Annotated in this window: 9 protein-coding genes and 1 pseudogene; 3 read left to right on the plus strand and 7 right to left on the minus strand. The window is 60.6% G+C overall.

Going from position 1 to position 13,858, the window contains the following annotated elements; all coding sequences use genetic code 11:
- Positions 1–153 precede the first annotated feature (153 nt).
- Together HGP14_RS26810 and HGP14_RS26815 are read right to left on the minus strand one after the other, a co-directional pair.
- On the minus strand, positions 154–3,654 hold the full coding sequence (locus HGP14_RS26810) for an AAA family ATPase (protein ID WP_168832911.1): 3,501 nt from the start codon (positions 3,652–3,654) through the stop codon (positions 154–156).
- Positions 3,655–4,923: an exonuclease SbcCD subunit D gene (locus HGP14_RS26815; protein ID WP_168832912.1), complete on the minus strand. Its 1,269-nt coding sequence runs from the start codon at positions 4,921–4,923 to the stop codon at positions 3,655–3,657.
- Between the two features lie 152 nt (positions 4,924–5,075).
- Here HGP14_RS26815 and HGP14_RS26820 point away from each other — a divergent pair.
- Positions 5,076–6,782 (plus strand): annotated as a pseudogene (locus HGP14_RS26820) (ISL3 family transposase).
- Here the strand turns inward: HGP14_RS26820 and HGP14_RS36755 are convergent.
- The 5 genes from HGP14_RS36755 to HGP14_RS26845 form a co-directional block, all read right to left on the minus strand.
- On the minus strand, positions 6,754–7,011 hold the full coding sequence (locus HGP14_RS36755) for a LysR substrate-binding domain-containing protein (protein ID WP_168832962.1): 258 nt from the start codon (positions 7,009–7,011) through the stop codon (positions 6,754–6,756). The pseudogene HGP14_RS26820 and the gene HGP14_RS36755 sit on opposite strands and share 29 nt — an antisense overlap.
- A 40-nt stretch (positions 7,012–7,051) precedes the next feature.
- Entirely contained in the window at positions 7,052–8,122 is a 1,071-nt protein-coding gene (locus tag HGP14_RS26830) for an ABC transporter ATP-binding protein (protein WP_168832913.1), read from the minus strand.
- A 21-nt stretch (positions 8,123–8,143) separates the two neighbouring features.
- A complete protein-coding gene (locus HGP14_RS26835; RefSeq protein ID WP_168832914.1) occupies positions 8,144–8,992 on the minus strand; it encodes a carbohydrate ABC transporter permease in 849 nt (282 codons plus the stop codon).
- Positions 8,985–9,923, minus strand: a complete 939-nt coding sequence (locus tag HGP14_RS26840; RefSeq protein ID WP_168832915.1) for a carbohydrate ABC transporter permease — start codon at positions 9,921–9,923, stop codon at positions 8,985–8,987. The genes HGP14_RS26835 and HGP14_RS26840 overlap by 8 nt, the downstream gene beginning before the upstream one ends.
- A gap of 69 nt (positions 9,924–9,992) precedes the next feature.
- On the minus strand, positions 9,993–11,303 hold the full coding sequence (locus HGP14_RS26845) for an ABC transporter substrate-binding protein (protein ID WP_168832916.1): 1,311 nt from the start codon (positions 11,301–11,303) through the stop codon (positions 9,993–9,995).
- A gap of 209 nt (positions 11,304–11,512) precedes the next feature.
- Between HGP14_RS26845 and HGP14_RS26850 the strand changes: the two genes are divergently transcribed.
- Both HGP14_RS26850 and HGP14_RS26855 read left to right on the plus strand, forming a co-directional pair.
- A complete protein-coding gene (locus HGP14_RS26850) occupies positions 11,513–12,718 on the plus strand; it encodes an ROK family transcriptional regulator (protein WP_168832917.1) in 1,206 nt (401 codons plus the stop codon).
- A gap of 39 nt (positions 12,719–12,757) precedes the next feature.
- Positions 12,758–13,858 (plus strand): Gfo/Idh/MocA family protein, encoded by a 1,101-nt coding sequence (locus HGP14_RS26855; protein WP_168832918.1) that lies wholly within the window; start codon positions 12,758–12,760, stop codon positions 13,856–13,858.

Raw genomic sequence — 13,858 nt, forward strand, 5'->3', positions numbered from 1 at the left:
CGCCACGGGTTCTGGTTCACCAGTCCCCTTCCCAGTGCGCTCCGGTCTTGGCGATCGTGATTTAGTAGGTCTCCTGCCCGCGACGTAGGTACCTGAGGCGAACCTTGCGGCCGAGTCGAGCAACTCCATCCCTAGTCTAGGCCACACGTTCAACTACTCCGCCGCGACAACATGTAGGGCCGCTGGCTTCCCGACTTCCTCGAGATCATGCAGCCGCACATTCGGGCAAACCTTCCTAGCAATTTCGGTGAGATGCCTGTGATGGGTTAGGTAAATGACCTGCCCATGCATCCCCATTTCCGCAAACAGACGGAACGCCTCCTCGGCCCGGAAGTCGTCAAAGGTCTCCATGATGTCGTCGGCGATGAACGGGATCGGCGTCCGGTTGGCGACGAATTCATGGTAGCCGGCAACGCGAAGAGCCAGATACAACTGGAACCGGGCACCCTTCGACAACTCGTTTGCGGCCTTCGATCCCCCGGAAGCCGACACGGCGATCAGAACGTCGCCATACTTCCCCGGCTGGGCGGCTACGCCTTGATAGGCGCCTCGGCTGATTGTACGGAATGCGTCCGATGCACGGGCCATCATTCCGCTGCGATGACGGTCCCGATACAGCTTTAGAGCTTGCTCGGCAGCCGCGACGCCCGCGCGGACCTCCATATACCGACGAGCGCTTTCCTCGATCTCAAGCAACGTCGTCCGTCGCTGTTCTTCCAGTGTGGCAACTTTGGCATCGCCGCCGATTTCATCGAGTGCGTCCTGGGCCTTCGATCGGCTGTGGAAGACTTCCCGGCATCGGGCGTCCTGATCGTCGAGAACGGGTGCCAGCTTCGCGAGTTCTTCCTCCAGCTCTGACCGATCGATAGAGGCGGTCATCTCCTCGACCTCCGCTACAGACTCGCGACCGGTCATCTGAAGCAGTTCCTGTTCTGCTTCTGCGATCGCGTTTGCCAGGTCCCGGCGCCGTGCCGCGAGGTCAATGCCGCTCTCGACCTGTTCGAGGGTGGCTACAGCGAAGAACTCCAACATCTGAGTGACGCGCGCTACGAGAAGATCCTGGGCGACATTGAGTGCGTGTTCGTCGCGCCGCATATTGTCCAAATCGCGCTTCAGCTTTTCAAGGCGTTCGGCGTCCAGACCCGCCGACTTGATCTTCTCGAAGACTGCCTGGCATAGCGCGAGCGGCGTCCCGTCGGTTGCCAGATCGAGCGACGCGCAAAGCTCGTGCACCCTCGTCTCGAACGAAACCTTGTCCTTCTCCATTTTCTGAATGCGGTCGACCAGCCCTTCCCGCGCCTCGACGGCAGAAGACAGCCGTTCGAGAACGGTCAGGATCTCTGCAACGGCGCCGACATTTGGAGCTTGTCCGATTTCGCGAAGCCAGCATCCGCCGCAGACGGTTTCCCAGTCGGTCGACCACGCTGTGGCAGCGTCCTTGACGGCCTCCAGGACATGTCTCCTCTCGGCGACTTCCTTCCGAAGCCTCTCGATTTGAATGGCCGCATTCGCAGAGGCGTGGAAGGCACTCAGAGCGTCTTCCGCGAATGACATCAACGCGGTGATGTCGGTGTCCGCATTGAACGCCACCTTTACGTCGGCCAGGGCGCGCAACAGCAGCCGCTTCGCGTGCTCGATGGAATCGCGGACCTCGGCGATCTCCCGCTCGATGGCCGCCAGCTCGTCCCTAGCCCTGAGTGCCGCTTCGCGCCTCCGGAGCCACTCATCCACTTCCCAAGGGTCATCCGCGATGGCGGGATGAGAGTCCGACTGCCCGATACTTTGACGGATCTCCGATCGAAGCACATCCATGTCGGACGTGGTCTCTTCAAAGGCATTCTGTTGACTTTGAATATCAGCTCCGACTGCCGCGCGACGTTGCAGAAGCTGGCTAAGCCTGCCTACCTCTGCAAAATGCATGAGCCGCTGCGCCGTCAGTTGATCGTCGGCGCGCAGCGCCTTTTCGAAAGCATCCGCCGACGCCTGGTCCAGAACTTGTCGATGCGCCATCCAGGCCAGTTCCCGCTCCGTCCGAATAGCCTCAGCGGTCGCTTCGTCTATGCTTCCTGCTTGCGTGCGCAGGGCTTCGATTTCAGCGTCCAGTCTTCGTGCTTCGGGCTCCAGGCGCTGCAGCTCCGCCTTTGATGCGCGATGTTTATCGTCCAAAGCGGTGAACCTTGCCTTCCAGGTCTCCACCCGCGAATTGGAGGGCGGCATCAGCGAAGAAAGCTCTGCCACATCGCCTTGCCACGGCCTCAACGCTCGCACTGCCTCGGAGAGCGTTTCTGATGCTGCGTCGCGTCGACGCGACAGCGAGCGGAGTGCCACGTCCTGATCCGACTTCGGCGAAACCTTCAGAGTGGCCTGGAGAGCTTCGAACGCCTTGGCCTGCTTCGGCGACGCCAGAGAATGATCGACCCCTTCCTCCGCCTGGTTCGCTAAAGCCCGTTCGGCCTTTGTAAGTTCGTCCTGTGCCGCGACGCGCTTTGCGTCGACGCCTGACTTCGCACTGATTAACCCCCGCAACGATCCCACCGTGGCGGCGTCGAGAAGCAGGCGCTCCGGAGAGCTTTCTTTCGGCCTCCCAAGTTGAACGAGGATGCTGTCAATCGAGAGCTCAGCCGCACGCGCGGTTAGCTTCGGGATGTCCTTGTCGGCGGTTACATAGCGCGCTCGAAGCTCCGACAGCTCATCGATCTGGGCAGCCGCAGCCGATGCAGCGGGATCGATCGCGATCTGCGCGATCTCATCTTCCAGCGAAGCGATCGAACGGGAAACGTCCTGTAGCTTCACCCGCAGCTCGATTTCGCTCCGCTTATGGTCCTGTACCTCCTGCCGCCAGACCTCCGGTGGCTCCGGAACAACCTCAAGACCGGTGAGGCGATCCTTTAACGCGCTGAGCCGGGACATGACGGGCAGAGCGTTGAGAACGCGCCTGATTTCGTCGATCCTCCGCTGCGTCCCTGCCCGCGCACTGATTGCCTCGTCGTAAAGGCGGGCGAGCCTGTCGCGCTCGAGAACAAGCCGCTGAAACTCGCTTGCCTGTAGATCGAGTGTATCGCGCTGCTGCTTGAGATCGGCCAGCCTGATCTTGAGTTCTCCGAGCGCGCCGCTCTTGGCACGATACCTATAGAAGCTGTCGGCGTCGCCTCGGATGGCGGTCAACTGCTTGCTGAGGTCCGAGAGGCCCGCGCTGGCGGCGAACAGCAATTCGCCAAGATTGCCCTTGCTTGCAAGAATGCCCTCCCCGCCCTTCTCGAGGCTCTCGTCGTCGAGCGAAAACATGGTGGTGAAGGCCTCGCGATCGATGCCGCCCAGGTCGGCTCTTATGTCAGCCTCGGGCTGGACACGTTCCTCGTCGTCGAGAAGGCTGTTCTGCGGCCGCTTGATGCGCACGAACTCGCGGTTCTTATTGCCGACGTTGATGTCCGCTCCAATGCGCATCGTAGGATAGGGATGCAGAAATCCGTATCGGCTGGAGGCGCCGATTCCGAAGATCAGATCCACGATCGCATCGAAGGTTGTGGACTTCCCTGCTTCATTCGGGCCGTAGATGACGTGCAGGTCCGGCGACCCGATCGGCCGAGAGCCGAAGTCAACAACACCGTCCGTGAATTTGCCGTAGCGGGCGAGATCGAGCCGGTTGATCCGCATCTATTCCCCTTGCGTGCCGCGCAGCCGCGCCATTACATCCGCCGAGCCTTCCCGAGCAAAGCCGGCAAGCGCGCCCTGCAGGGCTCCCTCGTCCGTCCCAAAGATGTCCCGGAGTTCTGCCGGAAGCTGGCCACGGAGCTCCTCCGCGATGGAAACCAGTTCCTGCTGATAGGCCGTCGACGTGAGTACGTCGTCATTGATGATGGACGTCAATTCCGCCAAGGCGCCGGCCGCGGTGTCCCCGATGCCGCTGGGCACGGAACAAGAAGTCTGCACCTTGTCTATCCATACGTTCCCGATCAACGATCCCCGCGTTTCCATTTCGGTACGAAGCAGGTCCAGATCGCGCCGGATGCGCCAGGCCATTTCGTTCGAACCATGGAGCTGAACGCGAGCCACGAGGTGATCGGCTTCGACCTCCGAACGCAATCTTTCAAGCGCGGCCGACATCGTACTGATCACATCCTTCCATTCGGATGCACCCGACACGTTGACCACAAGTCTCTCGAACTGCGCGACGCTCGTGTGGCGTTCTTCAACGACAATCGAGCGATCATCCCTGATCGTGACGAGCGAAACCGACTTCGGGCCATCCTCGTTGATGTCACGCCCCTGCGGCATGCCGGGCATCACGATGACTGAGGCAGCATCTTCGACGATGGAGCGCTTGTGGATATGGCCGAGTGCCCAGTAGCGGAAGCCGCTTTGCTGAAGGTCCGGGACGCTGCAAGGAGCATAAAGGTCGTGCCTCTCCGATCCGCCCAGGCTCGTGTGCATGACACCGATGTTCACTGCGTCCGGGACAGGAAGGGCGTAATGCCGCAACAGACTTTGTGGAGCGTGCGGCTTTGCAAAGCTGAGGCCGTGGATCGTCACCGGAAAGTGGCCGGCGCCACGATCGATCGCTATCGATTCTGCTGTCGCCCCGAACACTTTCACTGTGTCCGGCATCACCAGTTCGGCCGTGATCTTCGACAGCGCGTCGTGATTGCCTCGGACGATGAACGTCCGGATGCCTGCTTCGTGGAGACGCCGGAGCTGCTCCGCCAGAAAACGAGCTGTCTTCATCGAAGTCTGATCGCCGTCGTAGAGATCACCGGCAAGAACGAGCGCGTCCACCTGCTCTTCGAGGCATAGCTCGACAAGGCGGATGAACGCACGCCTCGTCGCCAGACCGATCAAATCGGAGAGTTCAGGGTTGCGCAGCGCCAGCGTTTTCAGAGGCGAGTCGAGATGGACGTCGGCGGTATGCAGGAAGCGGTAGACCAAAGTTTTACCTCAAGCATGGATCTGTCTTCATACGTCCTCTGCCGATTCGCCGCGACGCCAAATTCTTGTTTTGTTCCTTTCTCCACATATTTGGGTCTTCCTCACTTTGTGTGGTTAACAAATCGTTGGCGATGACGTTGGTATGAGCTGGCATGCAAACGAAATCGAAATGGTCGCCCGGCCCGGGCATTAAGGTGCAGAGCGTCGTATCCAGCGACAAAGGCGATTGGGTTGTGTCTGCGTGCGGACCATCATCTGGCATATGCCCGGATTGCCGACATCAGAGCAGAAGTCGGCACGGTTGGTCGTACCGAAGCCTTCAGGACTTGCCGATCCAAGGTAATGAGGTGACGGTAAGACTTCAATTGGGCCGCTGGCGTTGCACATATCGGCAATGCCGACGTCAAACGTTCACGGGCCGGGTCCCGGCGATTGCAACCCCTTACGCCCGCAGGACAACGAGGGTCGCCGAGATAGTCGGTCTGCTTGGCCATAGTACTGGCGGGCGGCCGGAGAGCGCTTGATGGAGCGGCTGGGGATGTCGATCAGCGACGACACCATCCTCCGGCACTTGAAGCGCAATGCTTCACGGGTCGACGATCAGCCATCGGCTCGGATCGTCGGTATCGATGACTGGAGTTGGAGGAAATCTTGGCGCTACGGCACGATCATCGTCGATCTCGAACGCCGAAAGGTCATGGACATTCTCGAAGACCGGAGTGTGGCAAGCGTTGCACAATGGTTGAAGCAGCGCCCGTCCATTGAGGTCGTCAGCCGGGATAGATGCGGACTTTACGCACAGGCCGCTCGAGAGGGTGCGCCGCAAGCGTCTCAGGTGGCAGATCGCTTTCATCTCATCCAAAATTTGCGGCTCGCTATCGAAGAAGAGATGAGCCTTTCTGGCCGCGCTGCAGGCAGGGCACTGCTGCCTGACGAGGACATCGCGTTTGATCATGGCAATCGAAACTTGCATGAACCGACCCCCGAAACACCGGGGCGCAATCAACTTCGCCGGGCACATCGACAGTCCCGCAAGGATGTATTCGAGACGGTACATGCCTTGAGCAAAGAAGGCCTGACCTGCTCGGATATTGCGCGTCGTACAGGATATGGCCGACGAAGCATTACGAAATGGCTGACGTTAGAAACTGCACCCGATCGACGCAGAGGCGCGCTACAGCCGACGTCTCCTCTGTATTTCGAAGCGTTCCTCACCCAGAGTTGGAAGGATGGCAACCGCCGTGGGCGGCATCTGTTTTACGATATCAAGCACCGAGGATACACAGGCAGCTTTTCTAATCTGGAGCGCCTCCTGGCAACATGGCGCCGCGCCGAGAGACCGGAAACGGATGAGGATAAGGATGATGCGGCGCCCGCTCGGAATGGGCTCTCCGACAGAGCACCTGACAATTTGCCTGTCCGTGATCCGCAAACCGGTCATTTGATCTCACCCATTGTCGCCGCTACGCTTTGCATAAAGCCGCGCGGCGCGCTGACCATCAATCAAGCACGGAAAGTGGATACCCTCAAACAGGGATCACAGACGTTTGCTTGTTTTGCGCAGCTTCTCCATGCGATTTCGCGGAATATTTCATGGCCGAGCTTCGGCGAAACTCGAAGAATGGATCGATGATGCCATTCATTCTGGCCTCGTTTTCCTGGCCCGTTTTGCCCGCGTTCTTCGCCGGGATATCGACGCCGTCTGTAACGCCATCGACCTGCCCTGGAGCAATGGTCAGGCGGAAGGTCAGATCAACCGACTGAAGACGATCAAGCGCGCAATGTACGGCAGAGCAGGCCCGGAGCTTCTGAGAGCGCGGATGATGCCGATCAAATTGGCTGAGCTCCACACAAAGTGAGGAAGACCCCAATTTCAGTAGAACGGATGCCGCAGTCGAAACCGTGCTCGGCGATATCGACCAGCCCTCTCTCGCTCACCATCTCAACCTGCACGTCGGGAAACGACGCTATGAATTTGAGCAACAAGAGCCATAGCACCTGCTCGGCAGCCGCGGCATCAGAGTTTATTCTCAACGTCCCCGACGGTTTGGCATTGAAATCACGTAATTCGTCGGCTGCCTTCGCGATCTCATCTACTAGGTCGCATCAATCCAGTTGAGATCGGCTTTTACAGTGCCAGGCCGCTGCCACTGTCGAAAACGTAGACTTGCTCGGCATTGACGGCGACCTTCAGCTGTTCGCCAAAACGCACGGGTGCTTCGCCGTCGACGACGGCGGTCACCTGCTCGCCGGCAAGCCCGAAGAGCACATGCGTCTGCGCGCCCGTCGGTTCGACCAGCAGCGTCTGGCCGCTCAAAGGCGATCCATTGCCTGACAGGCTCAGATGCTCCGGCCGAAGCCCGATCTTGACGGCCTGGCTCGGCTTTACCTTGCGCGCATCGGCAATGCGCACCGCTGTTCCGTCCTTGAGCCGGACCGCGGGCGCGCCGGCGACGCCGTCCACCACGCCATCGAGGAAATTCATCGCCGGCGAACCGATAAAGCCGGCGACAAAGAGATTGGCCGGCTGGCGATAGAGTTCGATCGGCGTGCCCTGCTGTTCGATGCGCCCCTGGTTCAGAACCACGATCCGGTCCGCTAGCGTCATTGCCTCGATCTGATCATGCGTGACGTAGACTGAGGTAGTTTGCACCTCCTGGTGCAGCGCCTTGATCTCCGAGCGCATCTGCACGCGCAGCTTGGCGTCGAGATTCGACAGCGGCTCATCGAAAAGGAAGACGGCCGGATTGCGCACGATGGCGCGGCCCATGGCGACACGCTGGCGCTGGCCGCCAGAGAGCTGCGCCGGCTTGCGATCGAGCAGCTTGGTAAGGTCGAGCATGCGCGCCGCCTCGTTCACCCGCTGTTCGATGACCGGCTTCGTTTCACCCGACAGTTTCAGGTTGAAGCCCATGTTCTCGGCGACGGTCATGTGCGGATAAAGCGCGTAGGATTGGAAGACCATCGCAATATTGCGCTCGCGCGGGGTCATGCTGTTCACCACCTGCCCGCCGATCGAAACATCGCCGTCGGTGATCTCCTCGAGCCCGGCGATCATGCGCAGCAACGTCGATTTCCCGCAGCCCGAAGGCCCGACGAGGGCGATGAACTCCCCGTCCTCGATGGCGAGTGAAATGCCGTGAATGACGTCCATCGCGCCATAGGCCTTGCGGATATTGTGAAGTTCGACGGATGCCATAGGCCTTGCTCCGATTGTGGCTCAGGACTTCACCGCACCGGCGGTCAGGCCGGCGATGATGTGCTTTTGCGCAAGAAAGAAAACGATGATGGTGGGCATGATGGTCAGCGTAATGAACGCCAGCACCAGTTCCCACTCCGTGCCGAACTCGCCGCTATAGACCATCATGCCAAGCGGCCAGGGGTAGATCGAGTCCGAATTGAGCATGATCAGCGGCAGGATGTAGCTGTTCCAGCTGCCGACGAAGGAAATGATACTGACGGTGGCGACGATCGGCCGGGAAAGCGGCAGCGAGATGTGCCAGAAGAACCGGATATAGCCGCAGCCGTCGACGAAGGCCGCCTGGAACAATTCTTCCGGAAGATTGCGAAAATAATTCCTGAAGAGGAGAATGCTCATGCCGAGCCCGAAGGCCACCTGCGGCAGTACCACGCCCCAATAGGTATTGAGCAGGCCGAGATCGCGGATGCGGATGAACAGCGGCAGGATCGCCGTTGCCGCCGGGAACATCAGGCCGATCAGAAAATAGTTCAGCAGGAAGTTGGATCCGAAAAATTTGACATGGGCGAAGGTGAAAGCCGCCATCGCCGATACCGATACCGTCAGGAACACGGTCAGCAGCGCGATGATCAGCGAATTCATCATCTGCCGCCAGTAGCGGTCGCCGAACAGGATGCCGGTATAATTCTCGAGATGCCACTCGGTGGGCAGTCCGAACGGATTGGTCCTGAGATCGCCTAGCGACTTGAAGCCGCCGAGCGCAGTCGTCAGCAGCGGGATCAGCACGATGGCGGCGATGATCGTCAGCGACACGTAGAGATAGATTTTCGTGCCGGTGCGCATGCGAACGGATGAAGCCATGTCAGTCATTGCGCATAAATATCCGTTTGTAGCCGAAAGCGAGGGTGACGCAGATCACGAACAGCACCACGCCGACCGCGCTGCCGAGGCCGACCTGCATGCGGGTGACGCCGAAATTGTAGAGGAAGGTCACCATCGTCTGCGTCGAGTTGAACGGTCCGCCGCCGGTCAGCGGCATGATCAGATCGAAGAGCTGCAGCGAGCCGACGACCGCAAAGAACACGGACAGGCGCAGCGTCGAACCAAGCAGCGGCAGGGTGACATAGCGAAATTTCTGCCAGCCGGTGGCGCCGTCGATCTCGGCCGCCTCGAGCACGCTCTTGTCGAGCGACTGCAGGCCGGCGATGAACAGCATCATATGGAAACCGAAATATTTCCACACGATGACAGCGAGCACCGCATACATCGCAAGGTTCTTGTCGGCGAGAACGTAAGGCGTCTCCACGCCGAGGAAATGCGAAATCGCGGCAAACAGGCCATAGTCGCCGTCGTAGACGAAGCGCCAGATGAGGCCGGCGGCAACTTCCGCAAGGACATACGGCAGAAAGAAGATCAGCCGGAACAGCACGACGCCGCGAATGCGGTTTGCGAGCATGGTCGCGAGCCAGATGGCAAGCGGCACCTGAATGCAGATAGAAATCAGGATGATCAGCGCGTTGTTCTTGAGTGCGGTCAGGAACGCCGAGTTCTTGAACAGAACCTGGAAGTTACGCAGACCGATGAACTCCGTCGGCGGACCGTAACCGTTCCATTTGTAGAGACTGTACCAGGCGGCCTCTCCCATCGGCAGGATGACGAAGATGGTAAAAAGCAGCAGTGCAGGCGGCAAAAACAGAAGGATCACGGGCATTCGACCGCGCGCTGCCGGGCTCTTGCGTCGCGTCGTCGATTTCGCCTGCGCGGTAGGCCCGAGGGCGGTCGTTGCGGTGATGTTCGTCATGAACAATCCTGATACTCGGAATTCAGAAAATCGATGACGCCAGCGGCGGACCGCCGGCGTCCGTCTCTCTTAGAGCTGGTCTTGCTCGAATGCGTCCTGCACCTGCTGGGCGCCGTCCTTCGGGGTCATCTGGCCGGAGACGATGCCGACCGAAATGTCGTTGACGACACGGCCGACGGACGGACCCAGATCCTGGTCGAAGAAGTTCTGGTGCCAGGTCGAATGCGCCAGTTGCTCGGCCGATGCGTGCATTAGCGGGCTCTTCACGCCATCCTCGGAGCCGATGGTGACCGGGATGATCATGCCGGCCTGCGCCATGGTCCGCTCATTCTCGGCGTTGGTCAGATAGGCGAGGAAGTCGAGAGCTTCCGGCGGGGCTTTCTTCGTCACGGCCCAGCCGTTGAGACCGCCCAGCGTGTCGGTTGCAAGGCCGGCGCCGCCGGTCACCGCCGGGAAGGCGAAACGGCCGATATTGTCGTTGGCGAGGCCCTTGCCGTCGCCGGCATTGGTGCGCTGGTTGGCTGCGGTGTTTTCGAAGCCGAGGATCATTGCCGCCTTGCCGTCTCCGAAGACGCCGAGCGCTTGCGGCCAGGTGGTGCCGAGATAGCCGGGCTGGAAGGGCTCGAGCTTGCCGAGTTCGGCGAGCTGTTCGCCGGCCTTGATGATCGCCGTATCGTTGAAGCCGTTGCCCTGGCCGTTTTTGGCGTCGGTGAAGACCTTCTGGCCGCCGTCACGCATCACCAGATAACTCCAGTAGAAGTGGATCGGCCACTTCTCGCCGCCGCCGCCGGCGATCGGTACGATACCCGCATCCTTGATCTTCTTGACCGCGGCGAGATAGTCGTCCCAAGTCTTGATCGCGCTGGCGTCGACACCGGCCTTGGCAAACAGCGCCTTGTTGTAGAAGAACGAGACGGTACCGAGCTTGAACGGCACGGCGCTGATCTTGTCGTCGAAGGTCAGGCCTTTGATGGCCGCCGGGTTATAGGTCTTCACCCAGGCGCCATCCTTCGCGTTCATCGCCGAGGTCAGATCCATCAGCGTGCCGGTCTCTTCCTGCTGCTTCAGCACGCCGCCGCCCCAGGTGTAGAAGAAGTCCGGCGCGTCGTTCGACTGCAACAAAGTCGGCAGCTTTGCCTTGAAGGCTTCGTTCGCCAGGAATTGCATCTCGATCTTCACGCCCGGATGTTGCGCTTCGTACTGATCCGCGATCTTGCGCCAGATGGCGACATAGTTCGGATCGAGTTCCAGGTGCAGCCACTTGACGACAGTTTCCGCCGCGGCGCTGCCGGCGCCCAAAAGCATGGCAAGACCGGTCGCGGCAGCAATGGCGGCAACACGCGTCCGCCGGAGGGCCTTCGCCCTACGTTCGTAAAACATGATCTTCTCCTCCCAAGGGAATAAGAGCTTCAGAGAATTTTTCCCTTATGCGGATTAATTCAACGGAGCTTTGCCGAAAAGTCAACCACCGACCCCGAAATTTCGGCAATACGGCTTGACACCGGGCAACAACCATAGAGTATTTAATTCGCATCCCGTCAAAAATATCAAGGCGTCGCCGAAGGGAGATCCCACTCGGCAAGATTTTCATGAAAACAGCAGATCCCGAACTTATGCGGGCGATAAACCGCTTCAACGTGCTGGATACCATCCGGCGGGCGGGTTCGATCGCACGCGTCGAAATCAGCGAACGCACGCAACTGTCGACGACCACCGTCTCTGCGATCACGGCTTCGTTGCTCGATGACGGCCTCATCCTTGCCCGTACGGAAGGCGACCTGCGCGAGGCCGCCGCCCGTGGCCGACCGCGGGTCATGCTGGAGCTGAACCCGGATGCCGCAAGGGTCGTCGGCGCCAAGATCGCCGCCAACAGGATGGTGTTTGTCGTTGCCGACTTTCGGGGCGAGGTCCTGTCGAAACTGACGCTGGCGCTGCGCGTCGACCGCCAGCCCATCAGCGTCATTGCCGATCTGATCGAGGATGGGGTCAGGCGTTGCGTCGTCGATGCCAACCTGTCGCTGGAAGAGATCGATTCGGTCTGCCTGGGCCTGCCCGGCGTCATCGAACACCGCACCGGCCATGTCCGCACCAGCCCGATCTTCCGCGAAAGCGGCGTCAATTTCGCGGCCGAGATGACCGAGCGCCTCGGAATCGCCACCATCGTCGAGAGCGACGCTCACGCCATCACGCTGGCGCACCATTGGTTCGGAAAGGCCAAGGACCTCGACGACATGGTGCTGGTGTCGCTGGAACAGACACTTGGCCTCGGCGTTCTGCACGCCGGTCAGCTTTTCCGCGGCGCCGGCGGCCTCAGCCACAATCTCGGCGACCTCGTGCTCGGCATCGGACCGCAGGGCACCATCAGGCTCGCGAGCCAGGCCGGCGAAAGCGCCATCCTCGGCGACCAGCCGACCGGCGGACGCTTTGCCGAGGCGATCCGGCTTGGTCGCGGCATGGCGCATGCAAAGACCCTGATCGCCGCCGAAGATAACACCCTGATCAGCGCCGCGATCCGCGCCGGCGAGGCATGTGGCATGGCGCTCGCCAATATCGTGACGCTGTTTGCGCCGCCACGCGTCATTCTCGTCGGCTCCAGCCTTGCGCTTGGCCAACCCTTTCTCGACAGCCTGCGGCAGGCTTATTCCGTGGCGATCCCGCCCTCGATCAAGGGCGTCACCGAACTCGTCTTCGACCAGTCGACGGATGAAACCTGGGCGCAGGGCGCCGCGGTCGTCGCTCTGCGCGAACTTTATGAATCACCCTGGGGAACCACCGGGCCTGCTCCGGCGCTCTGATCCCCAAGGCACAACAAGATACTTCATTTGGAGGAAGTTATGGAAAAGGTCGGCATTGGCATCATCGGTTGCGGAAACATTTCCGGCGCCTATCTCAACGCGATGAAATCATTCCCCATTCTCGATATCCGCGGCGTTGCGGACCTGAACCGCGAGCTGGCAGAAGCCAAGGCCGCCGAATTCGGCCTGAAGGCCGTCGACGTCGCGTCTCTGCTGGCCGATCCCTCCGTCGAGATCATCGTTAACCTGACGATCCCGAAGGCCCATGTCGCGGTCGGCCTGCAGGCGCTCGATGCCGGCAAGCACACCTATTCGGAAAAGCCGCTCGGCATCAATTTCGCCGAAGGCAAGAGGCTTGCCGATGCGGCGGCCGCCAAGGGTCTGCGCATCGGCGCTGCGCCCGATACCTTCCTCGGCGGCGGCCATCAGACGGCGCGAGCCATTATCGACGAAGGCGCGATCGGCATTCCGGTCGGCGGAACCGCGACCTTCATGTGCCCGGGCCATGAACGCTGGCATCCGAACCCGGCCTTCTACTACGAAGTCGGCGGCGGCCCGATGCTCGACATGGGTCCCTACTACATCACCGATCTCGTCAACCTGCTCGGGCCTGTCGCGCAGGTCGCCGGTTTCGCGGTAACGCCGCGCAAAGAACGCATCATCACCAGCGAACCGCGCAATGGCGAACACATTCCCGTGCACGTGCCGACCCACGTCGCCGGCGTCATGGCCTTTGCCAACGGCGCGGTCGTGCAGATCGGCATGAGCTTCGAAGTCGCCGGCCACAAGCATGTTCCGCTCGAGGTCTACGGCACCGAGGGCACGCTGATCGTTCCCGATCCGAACCGCTTCGCCGGCCCGGTCGAGTTCCTGAAGAAGGGCGGCCAGTTCGACGAGCGCGAAGTGACGGCACCCTATGCCGACGGCAACTATCGCTCGCTCGGCGTCGCCGACCTTGCCCATGCCATCCGCTCCAACCGGCCGCATCGCGCCAACGGCAGCCTGGCGCTGCATGTGCTCGAAGTCATGGAAGCCTTCCAGAGCGCGTCCGACACCGGCCGCACGGTCGCCATCACCACCAAGACAGAACGTCCGGCCCCCTTGTCCGAGTCCCTCGTGGACGGAAAAATCGGCCGCTAA

Source organism: Rhizobium sp. P32RR-XVIII, from assembly GCF_012641395.1.
Taxonomy (GTDB): Bacteria; Pseudomonadota; Alphaproteobacteria; order Rhizobiales; family Rhizobiaceae; genus Rhizobium.